At 70.4% G+C, this 14689-nt stretch carries 15 protein-coding genes; 9 read left to right on the top strand and 6 right to left on the bottom strand.

All coding sequences use genetic code 11. From position 1 onward, the window contains the following. Nucleotides 1–106 precede the first annotated feature (106 nt). The 4 genes from ACZ63J_RS43760 to ACZ63J_RS43745 all read right to left on the bottom strand — a co-directional run bounded on the left by ACZ63J_RS43760 (nucleotide 107) and on the right by ACZ63J_RS43745 (nucleotide 3314). Nucleotides 107–319 carry a hypothetical protein gene (locus ACZ63J_RS43760; protein WP_465408033.1) on the bottom strand — a complete coding sequence of 71 codons (213 nt, stop codon included), beginning with the start codon at nucleotides 317–319 and terminating at the stop codon, nucleotides 107–109. A gap of 216 nt (nucleotides 320–535) precedes the next feature. Further along, nucleotides 536–1024: a glutathione peroxidase gene (locus ACZ63J_RS43755; protein ID WP_465408035.1), complete on the bottom strand. Its 489-nt coding sequence runs from the start codon at nucleotides 1022–1024 to the stop codon at nucleotides 536–538. Between the two features lie 14 nt (nucleotides 1025–1038). Beyond that, the gene (locus ACZ63J_RS43750; protein WP_465408037.1) at nucleotides 1039–2544 is read right to left on the bottom strand and encodes a 1,4-alpha-glucan branching protein domain-containing protein; all 1506 of its coding nucleotides are present in this window, start codon (nucleotides 2542–2544) and stop codon (nucleotides 1039–1041) included. Beyond that, the gene (locus ACZ63J_RS43745; RefSeq protein ID WP_465408039.1) at nucleotides 2541–3314 is read right to left on the bottom strand and encodes a class I SAM-dependent methyltransferase; all 774 of its coding nucleotides are present in this window, start codon (nucleotides 3312–3314) and stop codon (nucleotides 2541–2543) included. The genes ACZ63J_RS43750 and ACZ63J_RS43745 overlap by 4 nt, the downstream gene beginning before the upstream one ends. Nucleotides 3315–3367: 53 nt before the next feature. Here ACZ63J_RS43745 and ACZ63J_RS43740 point away from each other — a divergent pair, with 53 nt between their 5' ends. Further along, entirely contained in the window at nucleotides 3368–3793 is a 426-nt protein-coding gene (locus ACZ63J_RS43740) for a hypothetical protein (protein ID WP_465341928.1), read from the top strand. Here the strand turns inward: ACZ63J_RS43740 and ACZ63J_RS43735 are convergent. Then, complete coding sequence (locus ACZ63J_RS43735; RefSeq protein WP_465408041.1) at nucleotides 3771–4616, bottom strand: DegV family protein; 846 nt, start codon at nucleotides 4614–4616, stop codon at nucleotides 3771–3773. The genes ACZ63J_RS43740 and ACZ63J_RS43735 overlap by 23 nt on opposite strands. Before the next feature lie 244 nt (nucleotides 4617–4860). Here ACZ63J_RS43735 and ACZ63J_RS43730 point away from each other — a divergent pair, with 244 nt between their 5' ends. From ACZ63J_RS43730 to ACZ63J_RS43715, 4 genes are all read left to right on the top strand, one after another. Further along, nucleotides 4861–5646, top strand: coding sequence for an electron transfer flavoprotein subunit beta/FixA family protein (locus ACZ63J_RS43730; protein WP_465408043.1), 786 nt, complete (start codon nucleotides 4861–4863; stop codon nucleotides 5644–5646). Between the two features lie 29 nt (nucleotides 5647–5675). Then, a complete protein-coding gene (locus tag ACZ63J_RS43725) occupies nucleotides 5676–6635 on the top strand; it encodes an electron transfer flavoprotein subunit alpha/FixB family protein (protein ID WP_465341931.1) in 960 nt (319 codons plus the stop codon). A 157-nt stretch (nucleotides 6636–6792) separates the two neighbouring features. Continuing rightward, complete coding sequence (locus ACZ63J_RS43720; protein WP_465310233.1) at nucleotides 6793–7575, top strand: GNAT family N-acetyltransferase; 783 nt, start codon at nucleotides 6793–6795, stop codon at nucleotides 7573–7575. Further along, nucleotides 7572–8450 carry a lysophospholipid acyltransferase family protein gene (locus tag ACZ63J_RS43715; RefSeq protein ID WP_465408045.1) on the top strand — a complete coding sequence of 293 codons (879 nt, stop codon included), beginning with the start codon at nucleotides 7572–7574 and terminating at the stop codon, nucleotides 8448–8450. The genes ACZ63J_RS43720 and ACZ63J_RS43715 overlap by 4 nt, the downstream gene beginning before the upstream one ends. Before the next feature lie 119 nt (nucleotides 8451–8569). On the opposite strand, the gene ACZ63J_RS43710 is transcribed toward ACZ63J_RS43715, so the two are convergent. Beyond that, complete coding sequence (locus tag ACZ63J_RS43710; RefSeq protein ID WP_465408047.1) at nucleotides 8570–9472, bottom strand: NADP-dependent oxidoreductase; 903 nt, start codon at nucleotides 9470–9472, stop codon at nucleotides 8570–8572. Nucleotides 9473–9629: 157 nt separating this feature from the next. Between ACZ63J_RS43710 and ACZ63J_RS43705 the strand changes: the two genes are divergently transcribed. The 4 genes from ACZ63J_RS43705 to mnmA all read left to right on the top strand — a co-directional run bounded on the left by ACZ63J_RS43705 (nucleotide 9630) and on the right by mnmA (nucleotide 14682). Next, on the top strand, nucleotides 9630–10913 hold the full coding sequence (locus ACZ63J_RS43705; RefSeq protein WP_465408049.1) for a helix-turn-helix transcriptional regulator: 1284 nt from the start codon (nucleotides 9630–9632) through the stop codon (nucleotides 10911–10913). A gap of 44 nt (nucleotides 10914–10957) precedes the next feature. Beyond that, on the top strand, nucleotides 10958–12325 hold the full coding sequence (locus ACZ63J_RS43700) for an MFS transporter (protein ID WP_465408051.1): 1368 nt from the start codon (nucleotides 10958–10960) through the stop codon (nucleotides 12323–12325). Between the two features lie 64 nt (nucleotides 12326–12389). Further along, nucleotides 12390–13586, top strand: a complete 1197-nt coding sequence (locus ACZ63J_RS43695; protein ID WP_465408053.1) for a cysteine desulfurase family protein — start codon at nucleotides 12390–12392, stop codon at nucleotides 13584–13586. A 4-nt stretch (nucleotides 13587–13590) separates the two neighbouring features. Beyond that, the gene (gene mnmA, locus ACZ63J_RS43690; protein ID WP_465408055.1) at nucleotides 13591–14682 is read left to right on the top strand and encodes a tRNA 2-thiouridine(34) synthase MnmA; all 1092 of its coding nucleotides are present in this window, start codon (nucleotides 13591–13593) and stop codon (nucleotides 14680–14682) included. The last annotated feature ends 7 nt before the right edge of the window (nucleotides 14683–14689 follow it).

Below are 14689 nucleotides of genomic sequence, written 5' to 3'. Positions count from 1 at the left end.
CCCCACCCCCCCCCCCCCCCCCCCCCCCCCCCCCCCCCCCCCCCCCCCCCCCCCCCCCCCCCCCCCCCCCCCCCCCCCCCCCCCCCCCCCCCCCCACGACCGGGACCTAGAGGTGCAGCCAGAGGCCGAGGTGCAGGCCCAGGATGTGGATGTGCCCGTGGTGATGGTGGTGGCCGACGCACAGCAAGCAGTGGCGAGCCTGGCTCGCCGCGTCGGAGGACGGCGCGGCCGACGCGGTGCCCACCGCGGGGCCGGCCAGCAGCAGCCCGAGTGCCACCGGGAACGCGGCCAGCGCGGCCCGTCGCCTGGAGGTAGTCATCCCATGATCCCTTCTCCGCACTTCGGCGCCGGAATGGCGTCGTGAAAAGTATTCGGTGCGGAGCGGGGAAAACGGCAGGCTGATCACCCGTGATCCGCCCGACCGGATCATGGAAATCATTTTCGGTACTGTTTCCGTGGTACCCGGATGGCCGCAAGAACCCGTCGATCCGGTGAATTCCGGGAATGGCGGGGGACACGAGGTCCCCGCCCCGTGTCACGCCGGCAGCGCGGCTTCGATGGCCTTGACGACCGCGTCGTCCTCCGGCTCGGTGCGCGGCCGGAACCGGGCCAGAACCGCACCGTCGGAGCCGATCAGGAACTTCTCGAAGTTCCACTGGACGTCGCCGGACTCGCCGTCGGCGTCCGAGGTCTTGGTCAGCTCCGCGTAGAGCGGGTGCCGGTCCTCGCCGTTGACGTCGATCTTCTCGAACAGCGGGAACGTGACGCCGTAAGTCGTCGAGCAGAACGTCTGGATCTCCTCCGCGCTGCCCGGTTCCTGGCCGGCGAACTGGTTGCACGGAAAACCGACCACGGAGAAGCCCTGGCCGCCGAAGCGTTCCTGGAGCCGTTCCAAGCCGGAGTACTGCGGGGTCAGGCCGCACTTCGAGGCGACGTTGACCACGAGCAGCGCCTTGCCGGTCAGCGCGCCCAGCGAGCTGTCCTGGCCGTCGAGGGTCTTGAGCGGAATTTCGTGGATCCCCATCCGGTGAGTCCCTTTCAATCGTGCTTCAGCGCCCGGGCGTCGAGGTGCCCGAACGGTCCGTCGTCGGCGCGGTAGGCGGCCGCCAGCTCCTCGGCCCGTGCGCGGTCGCCGCGTCGCAGCAAATCGGCCAAGGCGTCGAAGCGCTCGGTGTGCACCGCCGCGCGGCGCCGCGCGTAGTCGGCGGCGGAGTCCTTGGTGACCATGAACGCCCAATCGCTCTCGAGCGCCAGCATCGCCTCGGCGACGGCCTGGTCGGCGACGGTGTCGCGGGCCGTGGTCGCCAAACCGGCAACGAGGTCGAGCAGCCGCCGCTGCATCGCGGTGTTCGCGGCCACCATGTCCTTGACCTGCTCGCCGTCCCAGACGCGCCAGTCCTTGCCCGACCCCCACGACGACGCTGGGAGGTCGATCGGCTCGCCGACGTGCCCGGCTTCGGCCGCGCCCTTCAGCGTCGTCACCCGGACCCCGGCCTCGGGCAGCGCGCGCAGCACGCCTTCCAGCCAGGCCGGTCCTTCGTGCCACCAGTGCCCGAACAGTTCCGTGTCGTAAGCGGCGACCACGAGCGCCTCGCGCCCGTGTTGTTTTTTGAGCGAACGGAGCCGCGTCACCACGGTGTCGACGAAGTCCTTGACGTGCAGCCCCAGGATGTCCGCGGCCAGCGACGGGTCGTACGGCGCCTTGTCCGCGGGCTCGACCGTCTTGCCGGTGACCCGCGACGCCTTGAGCCCGACCTCGTGCGCCCAGGTGTGGAAGTCGCGGTAAGCGACGTGGCCGGGGTAGCCGGCCTTCGGCGACCAGACCCGGTAGGTGACTTCGAGGTCCCGGCCGAACGCGAGGACGTCGGTGTCGCCGACCGGCCGCGCGGCGAAGGTCTCGCCGCGCAGCGAGGGGCCGTCGACCAGGAAGCGCCGGACGCCCGCGGCCGCGTAGTCGTTTTCCATACCAGGCGCGTAGCCGCACTCCGGCGCCCAGATTCCCTCGGGCCGCGACCCGAGCCGCAGCGCCGTGTCGGCGAGACCGGCATTCAGCGCGAACTCGCGCACCCGCGGGTCGAGCAGGGGCTGGAACGGGTGGGCCAGCGGCCCGCCGAGGAGTTCGATCGTCGAGTTTTCGACCAACGACCGCAGGATGGGGGAGAAGCCGTGGCGCCAGCGCGTGCCGAGCTCGTCGGCCGCGCGGACCGCGGTCCGGTATTCGGCTGCCGCGAGCTCGCGCAACAGCGGGTCACCTCGCCACAGCGTCGACGCGTGCTGGGCGCGCAGCTGCCAGTCGCCGAGCCAGTCGTGGCAGGCGCGGATGCTGTACGGGTCGTCGAGCTGCGCGGCGAGCACCGGCGTCACACCCAGGGTCAGCACCTCGCGGCGGCCTTCGGCGGCGAAGCGCTCCAGCAGGTCGACCATCGGCAGATAGGAGTGCGCCCAGGCCTGGTACAGCCATTCCTCGCCGACCGGCCAGCTCCCGTGGTGCGGCAGCCACGGCAGGTGGCTGTGCACGACCAGGCAAAAGGTGCCTTCGCTCATCGGCGCACCGCCACGGCGACCAGGTCGAGGCTCGCGTCGAGGTCTTCGCCGTGAATGGTGAAGCCTGTGGCCTCGATCGCGGCGACGTCGGCGAGCAGCGCCGCCGGCCAGACGGCTTGACCCGGCAGCGAGCCCATGACGACGTCGAGCTGGGCGTCGATGATCGAACCGCCGTACCGCTCGTCGAGCGCGCGCACGGCCTCGCCGTGGTGCAGGCCGTGCAGGGTCTCGACCTCGAAACCCGCGTCGGTGAGGAGCCCGGCCAGCTCCGCCGGCGCGAGCTCGCGGGTGTGGAACGGGTTCAGCGGTGTGTCGCTGTCCGGGGTGAACGTCAGCCGGTTCGGGGTCGTGACCAGCAGTTTTCCGCCCGGTTTGAGCACGCGCCGGCACTCGGCGAGGAACCCGGCCTGGTCCCACAGGTGCTCGATGACCTGAAAATTGGCCACGACGTCGACCACGGCGTCGCGCACCGGCAGGAACGCCAGGTTCGCCCGCGCGACGTCGACCTCGGGGTAGCGGCGGGCGACGTGCTCGGTGGTCGGCACGTCGTAGTCCAGCGCGAGCACCCGGCGGGCCGCGGCGGCGATGAGCCCGGCGCCGTAACCCTCACCACAGCCGGCTTCGAGCACCGTCGCGTTCGCGCAAAAAGGGACGAGAGCGGCGTACGCGGCTTCGTGGCGCCTGAACCAGTAATTTTCCTCGGGGATGCCGGGGACGGTCCGTTCGCCGGTCAGATGCAGCGCCTCGGCCCGGGTGGCTGGGGTGGTCACCTCCGCGACCCTAGCGGTTGTCACGTCCGGCCCGGCCGTGTCGTTCCGTGGTCATGCAACGGACAATCACCCGCGTTCTGCTCGTCCTCTTCGGCCTGATCGAGGTCCCGATCGGGCTATGGCCATTGATCACACCAACCGGCTTCTACCAGGACTTTCCCGGCGTCCGGACGGGCTGGGTCTCCATGGACGGCCCCTTCAACGAGCACCTGCTGCGCGACTTCGGCGGGCTCAACCTGGCGCTCGCGGCGACGCTGATCGGCGCCGCCGTGATCGGCACCACAGCCGCGGCCCGGCTGGCTTCGGTCGCAGCACTGCTCTACGGCGTGCCGCACTTCTTCTACCACCTCGGGCACGTGTCGCATTTCGAAACGATCGACCAGGTGCTCATCATCGCGCTGACGGGGCTGACCGTGCTGGTGCCGCTCGTCCTCCTGGTGGTCCCCGGACGCCGGGTCAGTACACCGGCGACACCGTGATGCCGAGCGCGCCGGGGCCCAGGTGCGCGCCGATGACCGTGCTCGCTTCGACGACCATGCTCTCGGCCATCGCGGGCACCCGGCGTTCGATCTGCCGGCCGATCTCGAGCTCGTGGTCGCTCGCTCCGAAGCGCGTCACGGCGATGTCGGCGCGGAAACCGCCGGACTTCTTGACCGCGAGGTCGACCATCTTGGCCAGGGCCCGCCGCGTGCCGGGGACGCGGGCCAGCGGCGCGACCTCGCCGTCCTTGACCGTGAGCAGCGGCTTGATCGAGAGCGCGGTGCCGACCATGGCCTGCGCGGCGCCGATCCGCCCGCCCCGGCGGAGGTACTCCAGCGTGTCGACGTAGATGAACTCGGTGCTGGTGAAGCACCGGCGTTCGGCGGCTTCGATGACGCGGTCGGCGTCCGCACCGGCCGCGGCCGCCCGGGCCGCCGAGACGGCGGCGAAGCCGAGGCTCATGCCGGTGGTGCGGCTGTCGAGGACGTGCACGGGGATGCGGACCTGCTGGGCGGCCTCCCGGGCCGCGCGGACGGTGTCGGACATGCGGCCGGAGATGTGGACGCTGACGATCGCGGTCGCGCCCGAGGCGGCCGCTTCCTGGTAGGTCCAGAAGAACGCCCCCGGGTCCGGGGGCGAGGTGGTGATCGTCTGCCCGGCTCTCATCGCGTCGATGACCTCGCCGCGTTCGAAGCGGTTTTCGTCGTCGAAATGACCACCCATGTTCAGCTGGATCTGGACGACCCCGATGGCCCAGCGGGAGGCGACGAGGTCGGGGAGGCAGGAGCTCGAGTCGGTGATGACGGCGATGCGCGCGGGCATGGTGCGGGAGGTTAACCCCTAACGACCTACTGCGAGTAGGCCGTAGTTGGTCCGATCGGACGAACGGCGGTTCGGGTGGGGTAACCGGTCGACTACCGGGACGATGGTCCCACTAGATTGCGCATCCAGGTGAATGGCGTCACCTCGGCGGGTCCTGGCGGCCGAATGCCCCTAATCTACCGGCCAGTAGAGCACTGACCCGTGGTGCTTCCGCGGGCCACAACCGGGAGGTCGAAGAAGACCCATGACCAACATCGTCGTCCTGGTCAAGCAGGTACCGGACACCTACTCGGAGCGGAAGCTCAACGGGTCCGACCACACCCTTGACCGCGAATCCGCCGACGCCGTCCTCGATGAGATCAACGAGAAGGCCGTCGAAGAAGCGCTGAAGATCAAGGAAGCCGGCGAGGGCGAGGTCACCGTGATCTCGGTGGGCCCCGACCGCGCGACCGACGCCATCCGCAAGGCGCTGTCCATGGGCGCCGACAAGGCCATCCACGTCTCCGACGAGGCGCTGCACGGCTCCGACGCCATCGCCACCGCGAAGGTCATCGCCGCCGCGATCGGCAAGGTCGAAGGCTACGACCTGATCATCGCCGGCAACGAGTCCTCCGACGGCCGCGGTGGCGCCGTCCCGGCGATCCTCGCCGAGCTGCTGGGCCTGCCGCAGGTCACCTACGCCCGCGAGGTCACGGTCGACGGCTCGACCATCAAGGCGACCCGCGAGACCGAGGACGGCCTCACCCACCTCGAGGCGAACCTGCCCGCGGTGGTCAGCGTCGGCGAGAAGATCAACGAGCCGCGCTACCCGTCCTTCAAGGGCATCATGGCCGCGAAGAAGAAGCCGGTCGAGACGTTCACCATCGCCGACCTGGGTGTCGACGCGAGTGAGGTCGGCCTGGCGAACGCGTGGTCCACGGTGACCGAGTCCTCGCCGAAGCCGCCGCGCACCGCCGGCGAGAAGGTCGAGGACGAGGGTGACGGCGGCACGAAGGTCGCCGAGTACCTGGTCGGCCAGAAGCTCATCTGACAACGGCTCTTCGAGGAGGATCCAAGAACATGGCTGAAGTACTCGTCCTCGTCGACCACGTCGACGGTGAGGTCAAGAAGGTCACGCTCGAGCTGCTGACCGCCGCCCGCGCGCTCGGTGAGCCGTCGGCTGTCGTCGTCGGCCCGACCGGGACCGCCGCCAAGGCGAAGCAGGCGCTGGCGTCGCACGGCGCCGCGAAGGTGTATGTCGCGGAAGGCGACGACGCCGCGAACTACCTGGTCACGCCCAAGGTGGACGTGCTCGCCGCGCTCGCGCAGCAGGCGTCCCCGGCCGCCGTGCTCGTCACCGCCAGCGGTGAGGGCAAGGAGGTCGCCGCGCGGCTGGCCGTCCGGCTCGGCTCCGGTCTGATCTACGACGCCGTGGGAGTCAACGGCGACGGCGTCATCGACCAGTCCATCTTCGGTGGCGCGTTCTCGGTCAAGTCGAAGGCCGCGAAGGGCGCTCCGGTCGTCTCCATCCGCCCGGGCGCGGTCGAGGCCGAGCCCGCCGAGGGCGCGGCGGCCGAGGAGACCGTCGAGGTCCCCGCGGTCGACGCGGCGAAGTCCACCAAGATCACGGGCGTCGAGCCGGTGACCGGCGGTGACCGGCCGGAGCTGACCGAGGCCTCGATCGTGGTCTCCGGTGGCCGTGGTGTCGGCTCGGCGGAGAAGTTCGACGTCGTCGAGAAGCTGGCCGACTCGCTCGGCGCTGCCGTCGGCGCGTCGCGTGCCGCCGTCGACTCCGGTTACTACCCGGCGCAGTTCCAGGTGGGCCAGACCGGCAAGACCGTGTCGCCGCAGCTGTACATCGCGCTCGGCATCTCCGGGGCGATCCAGCACCGCGCCGGCATGCAGACGTCGAAGACGATCATCGCCGTCAACAAGGACGCGGAGGCGCCGATCTTCGAGATCGCCGACTTCGGCATCGTCGGCGACCTGTTCAACGTGGCGCCGCAGCTGACCGAAGCGGTCGAGAAGCGCAAGGGCTGATTGTACGTCCGAAGGGCCTTCCGGGTACGCCCGGAAGGCCCTTCGCGCGTCTCTGTGACCTGAGAGAAGCCTGAGAACCCGCAATTAACTGAACGTGCACTAATCGGTCATCGGATGGCACTCTCCGCGGTTTCCTCCGCGCAGGTAAACCTTGACCATGACGACGTCACAGCTTCTCGTCAGCACTGATCAGGCGGGTGCCGAGCTCCCCGCGGACGCCCCCCGGTACTCCCTCCTCGTCGCTCACGCGAACGAAGAAGTGGTTGCGGCGCAGAAGCTGCGTCACCGGGTTTTCGCCGAGGAAATGGGCGCGCGCCTGCACTCACCGCAGCCCGGGCTCGATGTCGACGAGTTCGACCAGTTCTGCGACCACCTCGTGGTCCGCGACGACAACACGGGCGAGATCGTCGGCTGCTACCGGATGCTCCCGCCGGAGCGCGCCGCCCAGGCGGGGAAGCTGTACGCCGACAGCGAGTTCGACCTGAGCGCGCTCGACAGCCTGCGGCCGCACCTGGTCGAGACCGGCCGGTCGTGCGTGCACCCGGACCACCGCAGCGGCGCCGTCGTCAGCCTGGTCTGGGCCGGCATCGCCCGCTACATGCTGCTTTCCGGCCACCGCTACCTCGCCGGCTGCGCGTCGGTCCCGCTGGTGGACGGTGGTTCGTTCGCCGCCGGCGTCTGGGACGTCCTGCGCACCAAGCACTACTCGGACGAAGCCACCCGCGTCTCGCCGCTGATCCCGTGGGACGCGTCGGGGATCGAACGCCCCGCTCGTTCGATCCTGCCGCCGCTGATCAAGGGCTACGTCCGCCTGGGCGCCAAGGCCTACGGCCCGCCCGCGCTCGACGCCGACTTCGGGGTCGCGGACTTCTTCGTCGTGCTCGACCTGCACAACGTCGACGAGCGGTACCTGAAGTTCTTCCTCGGGGTCCAGGTATGAGCCACGCCTGGATGCCGACGTCGCCCTGCGGCGACGGCTGCCTGACCGAAGGTGACCCGGTCGTCGGCTTCCCGCGACGAGTGCTGCGCTTCACCGCGGCGATCCTCGTCGTGCTCGCGGCGCTGGCGACGGCGCCGCTGCTGCTGGTCTCGTGGGGCCGCGAGTACCGGGTCCGGTTGATCTTCCAGGGCGTGCTGCGGGCGTTCGGCGTCCGCCTGGACATCCGGGGCGGCGCCGACTTCCGCACCGCGCCGGCCGGGCGTGGCGCGCTGGTGGTCAACAACCACATCTCGTGGCTGGACATCGTCGCGATCAACGCGCTGCGGCCGATGCGCGCGCTGGCCAAGAAGGAGATCGCGAGCTGGCCGGTGCTGGGCGTCCTGGTCCGTCGCGGCGGCAGCATCTTCCTCGACCGCGAGCGGTTGAAGACGCTGCCCGCGACGATGACCGAGCTGGCCGAGGCGCTGCGGTCGGGCTCGCTGGTGAGCGTCACCCCGGAGGGGACGACGTGGTGCGGCCTGGCGTCTGGTCGATTTACGACCGCGACGTTCCAAGCGGCCATCGACGGCGGTGTCCCGGTCCGTCCGATCGCGCTGCGCTACCGCCTGGCCGACGGCCGCGAGACGAGCCGTCCGGCGTTCATCGGCCCCGAGTCGCTGATCGCGTCGCTGCGGCGGGTCGCGTCCCTGCGCGGCCTGGTGCTGGAGGTCCACATCTGCCCGGAGATCGCCCCGGGCCGGGCGGAGACCCGCCGCGAACTGGCAGCTCTCGCCGAGTCGGCCGTCCATTCCGCGCTGGGCACGGTCCAGATCCCGGCCCAGCAGCGCAGCCGGGCCCCGCGCCCTGCGCCCCTGGCTTCGCCTCCCGCGAAGTGATCCGGGCCCGGTCGCCGCGATCCGGCGACGGGCCCGGGTTGCGGTTCTTCTGACGACGACGGGCCTGTCATCGTGGATGACAGGCCCGTTTGCGCGTGTTGCCGAAATCCGGCGAACGCTCAGCTCACGGCGAGCGTGAGCTTCCCGCCGGGGTGCCCGCCCTGGCTCTCGGTCTGCGCGGCCGCCGCTTCCGCCAGCGGGTAGCTCTTGCCCTGCGCGATGCCGACGCCGCGGTCGGTCACCCAGCCGGCGATCCCGGTGAGCACCTCGCGCGACTGCTCGCCGCCGCTGGAGAAGGTGACGCCCAGCTCGAACGCGGCGGCGTCGGCGATGGTGATGATCCGATCTTTGGTGCCCCGCAGCTCGACGGACCCGGGCAGCACCCCGTGCCCGGCGGCGTCGAACACGGCGTCCACCGGCCCTGCCGCGGCTTCGCGGACCCGCTCGACCCAGCCGTCGCCGTAAAGCACCGGCACGACGCCGAGCGACTTCAGGTCGTCGAGGCTTCGGCTTCCGCCGGTGCCGATGACAGTTGCCCCTTGGGCGACGGCCACCTGCGCGGCGAACCGGCCGACCGTGCCGCTGGCGCCGTGGATCAGCAGAGTGTCGCCTTCGCGGACGTCGAGCAGTCCGAGGACGCGAAGCGCGGTCTCGCCGGCGACCGGCAGCGCGGCCGCGTCCGCCCACGACAGGCTCGCGGGCTTCGGCGCGAGCGTCTTCGCCAGCGCGTACTCGGCGTAGGCACCGGTCTCGGACCAGCCGAAGACCTCGTCACCGACGGCGAACTCCGCGCCCTTGCCCGCGGCGTCGACGACCCCGGCCACCTCGAGACCGGGGGTGTGCGGGAAGGAGACGCCGAAGTTCTGCTGCATGGCGCCGCTGCGGATCTTCCAGTCGATCGGGTTGATGCCGGCGGCCCGGATGGCCAGCCGAACCTGGCCCGGACCGGGCTCCGGCACCGGCACCTCGGACAGCTGCAGGACGTCCGGCCCGCCGTAGGCGGAGAAGGTGATCGCTCGCATGGTGTTTCGGCGCTCCTCGTTCGGTGATCTTCGGTGTTCGAATGTCCTCCTCAGCGAGTCAACCCGCCGGGCGGGCCCGCCGAACCACCCGGACGAGCAGTGTTCACTAGCCGGACGAGCAGGTCGTCCCAACCGGAGTCCGCCTACGTTGGACGGCATGGATGCATCCTGGTCGGATCCGCGACACGTGCTGGGCGTCGTCGAGCGGCTGCTGTCGGCTCCGCGGCCTCAGCTGCTCCACCGGTTCTCCACCGAGCTGGGCAAGCTGATCCCGCACCACGCGGCCGCCATGCAGACGGGCGACTGTCCCCGTAGCCCGATCAAGGTCGTCGGCGACGAGACGATCGCCCGCGCGGTGACCAGCGTCGAGCTGCAGCGGCTGGTCGAGCGCAGTGAGCCGGGCCGGGCGCTGGTGGTGGACGGCGTCCTCGGAGGCGTCGAACGGCGTCTCGTCCTGCTCTCTTCGATTCCGCCTGTCGGCAAGGGCGCCGTCCTCGCCGTCGTGCCGGAGAGCTCGGAGCTGCCGCCCGCGGAGCTGGAGCTGGCCGGGCAGCTGTGGCACATCCTCAGCACCGACGCGGGCCAGCGCGCGACCGACCCGGGCCCGGACATCCTGGCCAGCAACCTCGCCGCGGCGACCGCGCGAGCCCAGGCGATCACCGACCTGGGTCAGACCCACGCAGCGACCCTGACCACGCTGCTGGCGGTCCTCCGCTCGGGACGGCTCTCCGACACCGTCGCCCGTCGCACCGCTGTCGACCTCGCCGCCGACGCGCTGCTGGAGCTGAAAGGTGTCGTCGATCGCGACCAGGCCCTGTCCGCGGAGCAGGCGGGCGCGGCCTTCGCGGTGCTCAAGACCCAGCTCGCCGACCTCGTGCGCCACACCGACGTCGATGTCGACCTGGTTGACCCGGTCGGCGACGCGTCCCTCCCACAGGACATCGCCCACACGGCGCGGACCCTGACCCGCGGCCTGGTGCTCGCGGCTTTGGACCGTTCCGCGACCACGCGCCTCCGGGCGTCCTGGCGGCCGGACGGATCGGTGCTCCGGATCACCGTCCGCGACGACAGTCCCGAGGTCGCCGACGCGGTCCCGGCCCGGGGCCTGACCGAGCGCCTCACGACCCTCGGCGGCCATTGGGAGGTCGACGCCGTGCCCGGCTGGGGCACGACGGTCACCGCGGTCCTCCCGCTCGGCGTCGCGGAGCCGCCGGAGCTGCGTCCCCTCGACCGGCTCAACCCGCGCGAGCTCGAGGTGCTGTCCGGAATCTCGCAGGGCCTGCGCAACCGGCAGATCGCCGAACAACTGCAGCTCAGCGAGCACACGGTCAAGTTCCACGTGCGCAACATCCTCGACAAGCTCGACGTCAGCTCTCGCGGCGAGGCCGCCGCGCTCGCCCGTGACCTGCGGCTGGAACCGGTGACGCACCGATCCGCCTGAACCGGCTTGACCTCCAGCGGGCTGGAGGTTGCACGCTTCGGATCATGACCTCGACGATCGACTCGGCCCCTGGTCGCCGAAGTGTGCTGTGGAGCGCGGAACACCGGCTGACGACGATCGCGCTGCTGCTCGTGGTCACTTTGGTCGCATTCGAGAACATGGGCGTCGCGACGGCGATGCCGACGCTGGTCGCCGAGCTCCACGGCCTGTCGCTGTACTCGTGGCCGTTCACGATCTTCCTGATCTCGAGCGTCGTGGCCACGGTGCTTTCAGGCCGGATCGGCGACCGCCGCGGTCCGTCCCCGGCGTTGCTTGCGGGTCCGGTGCTGTTCGCGGCCGGCCTGGTCGTCGCGGGAACGGCGACCGGGATGCCGACGTTCCTCCTCGGCCGCGCGCTGCAGGGCTTCGGCTCGGGTCTGCTCCTGGTCTCGGTCTCGCTCCTGATCGCGTTGACGTTCACCGACCACGAGCGCCCGGTGATCTATGCAGCGAACGCCGCGGCCTGGGTCCTGCCGGCGGTCATCGGCCCCTCAGCGGCCGGCGTCCTGACGGTGAGCGTCGGCTGGCGCTGGGTCTTCCTCGGCCTGGTCCCGCTCGTGGTCGCCGGCGTGGTCATGCTGGTGGTGGTCGTCCGCCGCCTGCCGACGCACACGCCCGCCGCCGACGGTCCCCGCGCGAGCGTGCCCCAGGCGATCATCGCCGCACTCGGCGTGGCGGCCCTGACCTGGGCGGCCCAGCACCAGTCGCTGCTCGCGCTCGGCTACGGCCTGGTCGGCCTCGTGGCTTTGGGCTACGCGCTCCGGAAGCTCCTGCCGGTCGGGACGCTGTCTTCGCGCCCCGGCCTGCCGACGGTCGTCGCCTCGCGCGCACTGATCGCCGGCGCGTATGCCGGGATGGAGGCGTACCTGCCCCTGACGATGAGCGCGGTCCACGGCTACAGCCCGGCCCTCGCCGGCCTGCCGCTGACGATCACAGCGTTGGGCTGGTCCGCGGCATCGGCGGCCCAAGGCCGGTTTCTGAACTGGTCGCGAGAGGCGTCTTTGCGCACGGGGTTCTGGCTGGTCGCGGCAGGGTTGGTCCTTTTCGGGCTGGTATCGCAGCCCTGGTTCCCCGGCTGGACCGCGTTCGTGGCCTGCGCGGTCGGCGGCGCCGGCATGGGCATCGCGATGCCGGCGATCTCGGTTCTTCTGCTCCGCTACTCACCCGAAGGTGAGCGAGGCTTCAACACCTCGGCGATGCAGCTCGCCGACTGGGTGGGCTCGGCGCTGCTCATCGGTCTGGGCGGCGTCCTGCTGGGTGTCGTGGGCTCGGTCTTCGCCCCGTCCCCGGCGATGGCCCTGCTCACGACGGCCTTGGTGGCACTCGCGCTGCTGGGCGTCCGGCTGACGGGGCGGTGGCCGTCAAAGGTGTGACAGCCCACTTCTCGGGCCAGGGTGGGCTTCGTCACGCGCTGGAGCGGACTACCCTGAAGGGGCGATGACCTATCTCGACCACGCGGCGACCACTCCGATGTTGCCCGACGCCATAGCGGCGATGACTGAGGCGCTGTCCACCGTGGGCAACGCCTCGGCGCTGCATTCTTCGGGCCGCCGAGCCCGCCGCCTGGTCGAAGAAGCCCGCGAAACGATCGCTGAGGCGCTTGGCGCCCGCCCCTCCGAAGTGATCTTCACCGGCGGCGGCACCGAAAGCGACAACCTCGCGGTCAAGGGCATCTACTGGGCCCGCCACGACGAGCAGGAGCAGCGCCGTCGCATCCTGTGCGGTGCCGCGGAGCACCACGCGGTGCTCGACACCGTCGAATGGCTCGAATCCCACTCCGGCGCCGAGGTCACGCTGCTGGAGGTGGACAGCCAGGGCCGAGTCTCACCCGAGGTCCTCCGCGCCGCGATCGCCGCGGAACCCGAAACGGTGGCGCTGGCAACCGTGATGTGGGCCAACAACGAGGTCGGAACGATCAATCCGATCGCCGAACTCGCCGCAGTCTGCGCGGAATTCGACATTCCGCTCCACACCGACGCGGTCCAGGCTGTTGGCGCGGTTCCAGTCGACTTCGCAGCGAGCGGCGCCGCAGCCCTCACGCTGACCGGACACAAGCTCGGCGGTCCGTTCGGGGTGGGAGCCCTCCTCCTCGGACGCGACGTGACCTGCGTGCCCGTGCTGCACGGCGGCGGCCAGGAGCGGAGCGTCCGATCGGGCACTCTCGACGTCCCGGCCATCGTCGGTTTTGCCGCTGCGGTCCAAGCCAGCGTCACGACCCAAGCCGAATACGCGAAGCGCCTTGAGGAGCTCCGAGACGGGCTCATCGAGACCATCCAGCGTGCAGTCCCCGACGCCGTCCTCAACGGCGGATCCGGCGAGCGGCTACCCAGCCATGCCCACTTCACGTTCCCCGGGTGCGCCGGCGACAGCTTGCTGATGTTGCTCGACGCCAAGGGCATCGAATGTTCGACGGGATCGGCATGTACGGCTGGAGTCGCCCAGCCAAGCCACGTGTTGCTTGCCATGGGTGCCGACCCGGCGGCAGCTCGTGGTTCTCTCCGTTTTTCTCTCGGCCACACGTCCACCGCCGCGGACATTGATGCCGTGGCGGCCGAGATCGGCGGAGTCGTCACGCGCGCCCGTCAGGCCGGCCTGGCCGGGATGCGTAAGCAGACCCAGAAGCAAGAGGTGTAAGGCAATGCGGGTTTTGGCCGCGATGAGCGGAGGAGTGGATTCGGCGGTCGCCGCGGCACGCGCGGTCGACGCCGGACACGACGTTGTCGGCGTGCACCTGGCGCTGTCGGCCAAACCAGGCACCTTGCGGACCGGCTCGCGCGGGTGCTGCACCATCGAGGACTCGCACGACGCCCGGCGAGCCGCCGATATTCTCGGAATCCCGTTCTACATCTGGGATTTTGCGGAGCGGTTCACCGAAGAGGTCGTCGAGACCTTCGTCGGCGAATACGCCGCCGGTCGCACGCCGAATCCGTGTGTCACCTGCAACGAGAAGATCAAGTTCGAGGCTCTCCTCGAAAAGGCGATGGCGCTCGGGTTCGACGCGGTCGCGACGGGCCACTACGCGCGACTTTCGGTCGTGGACGGCGTGCCCGAGCTACGCCGAAGCGTGGACAGTGGCAAGGACCAGTCCTACGTGCTGGCCTCGCTGACCGCGGAGCAGCTCAGCCACGCCATGTTCCCCCTGGGCGACTCGTGGAAGACGGAGGTGCGGGCCGAGGCGGAGCGACGCGGCTTGTCCGTCGCCAACAAGCCGGACAGTCACGACATCTGCTTCATCCCCGATGGTGACACCAAGAAGTTCTTGGAGAACCGCCTTGGACAGCATCCGGGCGAGCTCGTGGACGCCGAAACGGGCGCGGTGCTCGGTCGGCACACCGGGGTACATGGCTTCACGGTCGGGCAGCGCAAGGGCCTCGGGATCGAAGCTCCGGCACCGGACGGCCGTCCTCGTTACGTTCTCTCGCTCGAACCGGTCTCCGGCTCCGTCAAGGTCGGCTCCGCAGCTGGGCTTGGCGTCACCGCGATCGAAGCCGATCGCGCGATCTGGCCGAGTGGCCGGCCGCTGACCGAGCCGACCGAGTGCGTGGTTCAGGTCAGGGCGCACGGAGGTATCGTCGATGCGGTTGCTGACGTCGACTCCGAGACGATGTCGGTGCACCTACGTGAGCCGCTGCGCGGAGTCGCGCCTGGCCAGGTCGTCGTTCTCTACCGACCGGACTCCGAAAACGGGGACGTCGTACTCGGCAGCGCGAAGATCTCGAGCACACGCTGACGCTTGG

The sequence above is a fragment of the Amycolatopsis sp. NPDC104863 genome, assembly GCF_055582965.1.
The sequence above is the reverse complement of the archived record's forward strand: the minus strand, read 5'-3'. Positions and strand labels throughout refer to the sequence as shown.

What these genes read in the sequence shown, in the direction of transcription:
- ACZ63J_RS43760 (WP_465408033.1), bottom strand. Translation starts at nt 319, where the DNA reads ATGACTACCTCCAGGCGACGGGCCGCGCTGGCCGCGTTCCCGGTGGCA.
- ACZ63J_RS43755 (WP_465408035.1), bottom strand. Translation starts at nt 1,024, where the DNA reads ATGGGGATCCACGAAATTCCGCTCAAGACCCTCGACGGCCAGGACAGC.
- ACZ63J_RS43750 (WP_465408037.1), bottom strand. Translation starts at nt 2,544, where the DNA reads ATGAGCGAAGGCACCTTTTGCCTGGTCGTGCACAGCCACCTGCCGTGG.
- ACZ63J_RS43740 (WP_465341928.1), top strand. Translation starts at nt 3,368, where the DNA reads ATGCAACGGACAATCACCCGCGTTCTGCTCGTCCTCTTCGGCCTGATC.
- ACZ63J_RS43735 (WP_465408041.1), bottom strand. Translation starts at nt 4,616, where the DNA reads ATGCCCGCGCGCATCGCCGTCATCACCGACTCGAGCTCCTGCCTCCCC.
- ACZ63J_RS43730 (WP_465408043.1), top strand. Translation starts at nt 4,861, where the DNA reads ATGACCAACATCGTCGTCCTGGTCAAGCAGGTACCGGACACCTACTCG.
- ACZ63J_RS43725 (WP_465341931.1), top strand. Translation starts at nt 5,676, where the DNA reads ATGGCTGAAGTACTCGTCCTCGTCGACCACGTCGACGGTGAGGTCAAG.
- ACZ63J_RS43720 (WP_465310233.1), top strand. Translation starts at nt 6,793, where the DNA reads ATGACGACGTCACAGCTTCTCGTCAGCACTGATCAGGCGGGTGCCGAG.
- ACZ63J_RS43715 (WP_465408045.1), top strand. Translation starts at nt 7,572, where the DNA reads ATGAGCCACGCCTGGATGCCGACGTCGCCCTGCGGCGACGGCTGCCTG.
- ACZ63J_RS43710 (WP_465408047.1), bottom strand. Translation starts at nt 9,472, where the DNA reads ATGCGAGCGATCACCTTCTCCGCCTACGGCGGGCCGGACGTCCTGCAG.
- ACZ63J_RS43705 (WP_465408049.1), top strand. Translation starts at nt 9,630, where the DNA reads ATGGATGCATCCTGGTCGGATCCGCGACACGTGCTGGGCGTCGTCGAG.
- ACZ63J_RS43700 (WP_465408051.1), top strand. Translation starts at nt 10,958, where the DNA reads ATGACCTCGACGATCGACTCGGCCCCTGGTCGCCGAAGTGTGCTGTGG.
- ACZ63J_RS43695 (WP_465408053.1), top strand. Translation starts at nt 12,390, where the DNA reads ATGACCTATCTCGACCACGCGGCGACCACTCCGATGTTGCCCGACGCC.
- mnmA (WP_465408055.1), top strand. Translation starts at nt 13,591, where the DNA reads ATGCGGGTTTTGGCCGCGATGAGCGGAGGAGTGGATTCGGCGGTCGCC.